8 protein-coding genes and 2 pseudogenes are annotated in these 6534 nt (G+C 43.9%); all 10 read left to right on the top strand.

Annotated features, from left to right (window positions below; all coding sequences use genetic code 11):
- Positions 1–128 (top strand): annotated as a pseudogene (locus IM477_RS20035) (RNA-guided endonuclease TnpB family protein); the annotation flags it as partial.
- 87 nt (positions 129–215) lie between these two features.
- Positions 216–461 (top strand): type II toxin-antitoxin system HicB family antitoxin, encoded by a 246-nt coding sequence (locus IM477_RS20030; RefSeq protein WP_287733207.1) that lies wholly within the window; start codon positions 216–218, stop codon positions 459–461.
- Positions 461–682 carry a type II toxin-antitoxin system HicA family toxin gene (locus tag IM477_RS20025; RefSeq protein ID WP_287733206.1) on the top strand — a complete coding sequence of 74 codons (222 nt, stop codon included), beginning with the start codon at positions 461–463 and terminating at the stop codon, positions 680–682. Before IM477_RS20030 ends, IM477_RS20025 begins: the two co-directional genes overlap by 1 nt.
- Positions 683–760: 78 nt before the next feature.
- Positions 761–925, top strand: a complete 165-nt coding sequence (locus IM477_RS20020; RefSeq protein ID WP_287733205.1) for a hypothetical protein — start codon at positions 761–763, stop codon at positions 923–925.
- Between the two features lie 136 nt (positions 926–1061).
- Positions 1062–1196: pseudogene (locus IM477_RS20015) on the top strand (type II toxin-antitoxin system HicB family antitoxin); the annotation flags it as partial.
- 491 nt (positions 1197–1687) lie between these two features.
- Positions 1688–3556 (top strand): cation:proton antiporter, encoded by a 1869-nt coding sequence (locus IM477_RS20010; protein ID WP_287733203.1) that lies wholly within the window; start codon positions 1688–1690, stop codon positions 3554–3556.
- A gap of 97 nt (positions 3557–3653) precedes the next feature.
- Positions 3654–3908 carry a hypothetical protein gene (locus IM477_RS20005; RefSeq protein ID WP_159294608.1) on the top strand — a complete coding sequence of 85 codons (255 nt, stop codon included), beginning with the start codon at positions 3654–3656 and terminating at the stop codon, positions 3906–3908.
- Entirely contained in the window at positions 3901–4203 is a 303-nt protein-coding gene (locus IM477_RS20000; RefSeq protein WP_287676153.1) for a DUF3181 family protein, read from the top strand. The genes IM477_RS20005 and IM477_RS20000 overlap by 8 nt, the downstream gene beginning before the upstream one ends.
- Positions 4204–4454: 251 nt before the next feature.
- Complete coding sequence (ald, locus tag IM477_RS19995) at positions 4455–5540, top strand: alanine dehydrogenase (protein ID WP_287733202.1); 1086 nt, start codon at positions 4455–4457, stop codon at positions 5538–5540.
- 40 nt (positions 5541–5580) lie between these two features.
- On the top strand, positions 5581–6360 hold the full coding sequence (locus IM477_RS19990; protein ID WP_287733201.1) for an HNH endonuclease: 780 nt from the start codon (positions 5581–5583) through the stop codon (positions 6358–6360).
- Positions 6361–6534 lie beyond the last annotated feature (174 nt).

Below are 6534 nucleotides of genomic sequence, written 5' to 3'. Positions count from 1 at the left end.
GTAAAAATATTTTGGCCGCAGGGCTTGCGGTGTCAGTCTGTAGAGCGACCATAAGACCAGAACAGAGTAAATCTGTTAAGGCAGGTGCGAAAAATCCTTCGGGAAAGAAGCAGAAACCCAAATCGTGAGGTTTGGGAATCACCGTCCGTTTACGGCGGTGAGGATGTCAACAAATCAACAATCTACGAGACAATCACTGAGCTTTATTCCTGTCAATGATGCTAACAAAATATCTAAAACAAGCAATGGCACTGGCAACTTATGAAGTTCTAGAAGACGGTACTTTTTATGGAGAAATTCCAGGATTTGAGGGAGTATATGCTAATGGGACAACTCTCGAATCTACTAAGGAACAGTTACAGGAAGTTTTGGAAGGCTGGCTTATTTTAGGACTGCGCTTACAACATCAGTTACCGATTGTTGACGGTATCAATCTAACCCCTCAACAAAAAATCGCCTGATGCCACCTTTTGCCCCCATCAAAAGGAAAGAGTTAATTCACCAGTTGAGAAAGCTGGGATTTTCTGGTCCTCTGGTAGGAGGAAATCATCAATATATGGTGCAGGGAAAATTAAAAATCTGGATTCCTAATCCACACCAAGGAGATATCAGTAAAAGCTTGCTGGCTAAAATTTTACAACAAGCAAATATTAGTAGAGAAGAATGGGAAAAATTACCTTAAACAATTTTGTCTTGGAAAAGTTAAAAACTGTTCTTAATTGAGCAAGATGAAGATGGCATTTCTGTTATGGAGTTAAATATGGATTTTGTTCCTCAGCTTCCCCAGGATTCTGATAAACTTAAACAAACTTTGGCAAAAGCACACCGCAATTGTCAAGAAATGGAATTAGTTGGATTACAATTAGAAGAAGCAATTAGTCGCTTAGAAGCGGAAAATCGTCAAAGACGAAGACCGCAGCTATAAAAAACATAGCTTAGAAAACGGGTTTCTTTGAGAAACCCGTTTTCTGGAATAAGAGGCGATCCCTAGGGATTGCTAACTCGCGCTAAACTGGATTCAAATAATTAACTTCCAATCAATTCAAAGCAAGGACAAACCCATGAAATATCGCGTCTTAATTGAGCAAGATGAAGATGGCATTTATGTGGCTGAAGTTCCCTCCCTACCCGGCTGTATTTCTCAAGGCAATACGCGGGAAGAGTTACTCGCCAACATTCAGGAAGCAATTGCTTTATAAATCGCCAATTCAAAAATAGACTATTAAACAATGTAAACGCTATATGAGTCAATCTGCTGCTGCAATCAATACTAAACTAATTGATTCCCTTGCTTAAGAACTTCTCGCTCAGAAAATCCAGCATCCAGCACTAGCCGCTGAGGAAATTCAACGCCAACGGGAGGTATTAAAACGCGACATCGAGCTAGGAATAGAACAACTCAGGCAGGGTGATGATACTGAATATGACTAATCCTCATTGCCTAGTTTGTTAGAAACTATTAAGCTGTTCGTAATTTAAATTGCTTGTTGAGACGAGGCAAGAGGCAAGAGGCAAAAGGCAACAGTAAAGGGATTGGGGGAGATTCGGCTAATCTAAGAATAAGCGATTAAAATACGTCTTAGCTTATTTCCTCCCGACCGGGCCGAAGCGGGAATCAAAACTATAATTAGAATGATTAAACCCCAACCATAACCCCGCCTCGATAGCCGATAACTGATCGCTAAACATGGATCCATCTTTCGCCCTTACTCTGCAAATTGTCATCACTGTGGTGGCGGGGATTACAGCCCAAGTCATCGCCGAATACCTGAAAGTTCCCAGTATTGTTTTCCTGCTCATTTTTGGGATTGCTTTAGGGTCCGATGGTTGGGAAATTTTACACCCCCAAAGTCTGGGAATTGGCTTAGAAGTCCTTGTTGCTCTCTCTGTGGCGATTATCCTATTTGAAGGCGGTTTAAGCCTAAGCGGACGGGAATTAGGGCGAGTTTCTGGCAGTTTACGCAATCTTGTCACCCTCGGTACTTCCATCACTCTCATCGGTGGCGGTATGGCGGCCCACTGGTTGGGGGAATTTCCCTGGCCGATCGCATTTCTTTACGCTTCTTTAGTGGTAGTAACCGGTCCGACGGTGATCGGTCCTTTGCTGAGGCAAGTAGCCGTAGATCGGCGAGTGGCGACGCTTTTGGAAGGGGAAGGCGTATTAATCGACCCTGTAGGCGCAATTTTAGCCGTAGTGGTGCTAAATACGATTATTGATAGTCATGCCCGCCCCATGGAAATTATCACTGGTTTAACCCTGCGTTTAGGCATCGGGGCGGCGATCGGCATTGCTGGAGGCGGATTGTTAAGTTTTATTATAAAAACTTGCAATTTTCTGACTTTTGAGTTAAAGAATCTCGTGGTTTTAGCGGGAGTCTGGGGATTATTTGGTTTATCGCAATTTAGTCGCAGTGAATCGGGGTTAATGGCGGTGGTAATGGCGGGAATCGTGCTAAAAGCGGCGGCAGTTCCCGATGAGCGGTTATTAAGACGTTTTAAGGGTCAATTAACGACTCTTTGCGTGTCGGTACTGTTTATTTTACTAGCGGCAGATCTTTCGATCGCCAGTGTGATCGCTTTGGGTTGGGGCAGCGTCCTGACGGTGTTAGTCTTAATGCTGGTGGTACGTCCCCTGAGTGTGGCTCTGTGTACCCTAAAAAGTGACCTAAATTGGCGACATAAGCTATTTATCGCTTGGGTTGCCCCTAGGGGAATCGTTTCTGCCTCAGTAGCTTCTTTATTTGCCATTTTACTCACCCGTGCCGGTATTAATGGCGGTGAAGCGATCAAAGCTTTAGTCTTTTTAACAATTTTAATGACCGTTTTTATTCAGGGATTAACGGCGCGGTGGGTGGCAAAAGGGCTAAAAATCACTTCTTCTGCGGCAACAGGAGCAGTAATCGTCGGTTGTAATCCCCTAGGTCGCTTAATCGGTTGTTTATTCCAAGAACAAGGGGAAAACGTGGTTTTAATCGATACGGATGCCAGGGCCTGTGAACAAGCAGAAGAAGACGGTTTGACGGTGCTGCAGAGTAGCGCACTTGATACAAAAATACTGCAAGAAGCAGGCATCGAATCCATGGGAACTTTTCTGGTTTTGACTAATAATAGCGAGGTTAATCTGGTTTTAGCCCAAAGAGCCAGCGAGGAATTTCATCCTCCCCGGGTGTTGGCTGCCTTTGCGGGAACCCCTAACCCAGATAAAAATAAGGTTAATCAGGTTTTTCTCCCTAGTTTTTCGGTCAAGGAATGGAATCAGTATTTAGACGATAATCAGATTAAATTGGGTAAAACTATCTTTAAAGGCAATGATTTGAGCGAACAACAGACCAGATTAACTAAATTAATTGAAAATGGCGAACTGCTGCCCCTACTATTGCGTCGCGATAATTCCCTACAGGTAGTAACAGAAAGGGAAGAATGGCGCACTGGAGACGAATTAATCTATATTCTGCGCGATTTACGCCCGCAACTGCTTAAACGTCTTTCTGGCACTGTCAGAACCCGTTTATCTTTAGAAATCTTACCCGAAGTGGAAATCGCCACCAGTAGATAATTTGAGTACAAGCGATATGCTGACGGCTGATAGCTAAAAAAACGGTACACTGATAACTGATAATTGATAACTGATAACTGATAACTAATAACTGCTTATGCCTCCTCGTTGGCCACGTCAACCCGATCGCAAAAACGATCCCGCTTTCCGACGTTTAGATGATCGCATGAATTTCGCCGTTCATGTGGCGGCTTTTTTAGCGATTAATTCAGGGTTGTGGTTTTTTCATATCATTAAATTTTCCGATTGGACTTGGTTAAATCTGTTCACGGGAATTTGGGCTATCCTATTGGTGGGACATTTGATTTATATAGCGGCGATCGCTAACTACTCGGTAACATCCCATGGCTAATACAACTCAGGACATCGAAAATCTGGCAGCCCAAATCGGCGAGAATATCTACATTGACGTGGCTAAATGGCATCTCTATCTCCGGGAAGCACATTTACACAGCGTCGTTGCCGAAAAAGTCTTCCCTTTGCTCGAAAACGACAGCTTAAGCGAGAATGCAGTCATGTCTATCCTGCGGGAGATAAAAGTCACCCTCGGAGGTGGTCATCTGCAAGTTTCTCTAGCGGATTTGTTACCCAGCAAATGTCAGATAGATTTAATCGATTTGCTAGAAGAATACCAAAAAAGTCGCTAAGATTCCCAAATACTATGCCTGATAACTCGCAACTATAGGGTTGGCTGAATAAATCTAAAAACATTGTCCGATAAGTACTGGCCCTTGGAGTGATCCGGGGGAAAATTCAGGGACTTTTCCCCTGAAAATGGCTAAAACCCTACACCCCACACCCCACACCCCACACCCCACACCCCACACCCCACACCCTACCCCCACCGAAAAACTTTTTCAGCATACCCTAGTTAGAAATAGTCCCCCAGAAGCAAACCATGGAAATAGGTGTTCCCAAAGAGATTAAAGATCAAGAGTTTCGCGTCGGTTTGAGTCCTAGTAGTGTGCGTGTACTCAATGATCGCGGTCACAGGGTATTTGTGGAAACGGCCGCCGGATTGGGTGCTGGATTCAGCGATGAAGATTACCAAAAATCCGGGGCCAAAATTGTGGAAAAAGCGGCACAAGTTTGGGATAAACCGCTAGTTGTCAAGGTAAAAGAGCCGCTTAAGGCAGAATACGGCTTTTTAAACAAGGAAGCTCTCCTTTTCACCTATTTACACCTAGCGGCCGAGCGCTATTTAACGGAAGCATTAATCGAGTCGGGAACAACTGCGATCGCTTATGAAACGGTCGAGCTTGCCGATGGTCGCTTGCCTCTCTTGACTCCCATGAGTGTTATTGCCGGTCGTCTTTCGGTACAATTTGGGGCCCGCTATCTGGAAAAACAACAGGGAGGTAGGGGAGTTTTACTGGGGGGTTTCCCCGGGGTGAGTCCTGGACAAGTGGTTATCCTTGGCGGTGGTGTGGTGGGTACGGAAGCGGCCAGAATTGCCATCGGTATGGGGGCAAAAGTAACTATTTTAGATATTAACGTCGAGCGCTTGGCCTATTTAGAAACTTTATTCGGTTCCAGGGTAGAATTGCTTTATAGTAGCCCAGCACAATTAGAAAATGTGGTTCCTAAGGCCGATTTATTGATTGGGGCAGTGCTAGTCTTAGGAAAACGAGCGCCGACGCTGGTTTCTCGCTCTTTAGTCGCCAAAATGAACCCTGGTTCCGTAATTGTCGATGTGGCAGTGGACCAAGGAGGCTGCGTGGAAACCCTGCGGGCCACTTCCCACAGTCAACCGACTTACCTGGAGTCGGGAGTAGTACATTATGGAGTGCCTAATATGCCTGGAGCAGTACCCTGGACGGCAACCCAAGCTTTAAATAATAGTACCCTACCCTACGTTATTAAATTAGCCGACCATGGGGTAAAAGCCTTGGATCAAGATGTTTCCCTCGCTAAGGGGTTAAATGTCGCCAATCATCGGTTAATTCATCCAGCAGTGCGCGAAGTTTTTCCCGATTTGATTTGAGCAGTAATTTCAGGGCTGATGGTGGTATTTTCCAAGGGCTATGACTAAGAATTTATGGACAAGGGATGAGCTGCTGATCGCTCTCAATTTATACTATAAATTTCCCTATGGACAATTCCACACCAATAATCCTGTTATTATCGAAGTCGCTGAAAAGTTACAGCGAACACCATCGGCCCTGGTGATGAAATTATGTAATTTTGGTTCTCTCGATCCCAGGCATCAATTGCGAGGAGTACAGGGGTTAAAAGGTATCAGTAAACCTGATCGACAAATCTGGCAAGAGTTCGAGGATAACTGGACAGAATTAGCCCTAGAAAGTGAGGAAAGATTACAGGTTCTTTTAGGAGTTATCAACGAACAGCAAGAGGATTTTACTAGACTTGATTTTTCGGAAAAGATTAAAACAGAAAACGAGGCAATCAGAAAAGTTAGAATCGGACAAAACTTTTTTAGAAAGACAATTTTAGCATTATATAACTATCGTTGCTGTATTACAGGAAATCCCATTCCGCTGTTACTAACAGCTAGTCATATATTACCCTGGAGTCAATTTCCCGAACAGCGTTTAAACCCTCATAATGGCCTGTGCCTAGCTCGTACTCATGATACTGCTTTCGATCGAGGTTTAATTAGTTTCGATGAGGATTTAAGATTAATTATTGGCTATGAGATCGAAAAAAAGGCTCAGGATCAAGGTAGCGAGACGTTAGAACTAAATTTTATCAACTATCGCGGTAAAACTTTAAATGTTCCCGATCGCTTTTTACCAGATTTAGATTTTTTAAACTATCATCGCTATCATATATTTCAGGGCTAAAAGTACGATATTGCCGCACCAGCTTGACTAAGCAGGCTGACTGACGGACACAAGTGGGTCAAAACCTGACAAGACAAGGGTTGCCAAAAAGAAAAAGATCTGGGTAGATAGGGAAAAAGCAAGAATCCCTACAAGATGAAAACCGAGAACAGAATCTTCTCCCAAGTTTATTCC

The organism is Microcystis sp. M090S1, assembly GCF_020246295.1.
In the GTDB taxonomy this organism is placed as follows: Bacteria; Cyanobacteriota; Cyanobacteriia; order Cyanobacteriales; family Microcystaceae; genus Microcystis; species Microcystis aeruginosa.
Note: the sequence above shows the minus strand (reverse complement) of the source record. Positions and strands in the feature narration are given on the sequence as shown.